The organism is Ruegeria sp. CG11, from assembly GCF_056537245.1.
In genome coordinates, this window is record NZ_JBQFRE010000065.1 from 1 (window position 1) to 717 (window position 717).

Below are 717 nucleotides of genomic sequence, written 5' to 3' on the forward strand. Positions count from 1 at the left end.
AAACAACAGGCCGACCTGATCGTCGCCAACCGACTGTCCGACGAAATACGAAACGTCAGCAAAAAAGTCTTCACCCGCGACCTCTTCGGCGGAGACTAAGACCGACCGACGCGGCGTCCGGTCAAAGAAAACCTACTGCACGGTCGGCGCGCAGCAGGTTCGGACTTCGCCTCAGGTCAGCACGAGGGCATGGATACCCGACGCCGTCGTGCCGGCGGCATGCACACGCGTCACACCGACGGGCAGAATGGAGAAATCAGTCACCTGAACGGTGCGTGTTTCACCGCGGATTGTGGTCATCGCCACCGCGCCACCCGTTTCGACGTACAGACCGATTGCCACCTCGGCCAGATCGTCGGTGTCAGAAGGGATCACTGGAGCAACGTCGCGCGCGGGGCCGGACAGGCTGGAAACACGGTTTGTAAACGGGTTGGTCGTCATGGATCGGGCCTCGTTCTCTGTGTCAATCAGCGGAACGCTAGTCAAAACCGCTTAACGAGGTAAAAGCTCATCGTGCGTTGCACTGACTATTCAAAGGCCCGGCAACAAAAAAGGCCCCGGTTGCGGGAGCCTGTTTCCTGCGGCCTTGGGGTAATTCATGCCGCATGTTCTGTTGTGCAAGAGGTTCAGCCCTTTGCGCCCTGGCCGCGGGCGTAGACGTCCTCGTAGCGGACGATGTCGTCCTCGCCGAGATAGGTACCGGTCTGAACCTCGATC

The 717-nt window shown here is 59.7% G+C and carries 2 protein-coding genes; both read right to left on the reverse strand.

Annotated features, from left to right (window positions below):
* Positions 1-171: 171 nt before the first annotated feature.
* The gene (locus ACR0KW_RS24240) at positions 172-441 is read right to left on the reverse strand and encodes a spike base protein, RCAP_Rcc01079 family (protein WP_480807309.1); all 270 of its coding nucleotides are present in this window, start codon (positions 439-441) and stop codon (positions 172-174) included.
* A 185-nt stretch (positions 442-626) separates the two neighbouring features.
* Positions 627-717 (reverse strand): hypothetical protein (locus ACR0KW_RS24245; protein ID WP_480807227.1); only part of this gene is annotated, 91 nt, incomplete at its 5' end.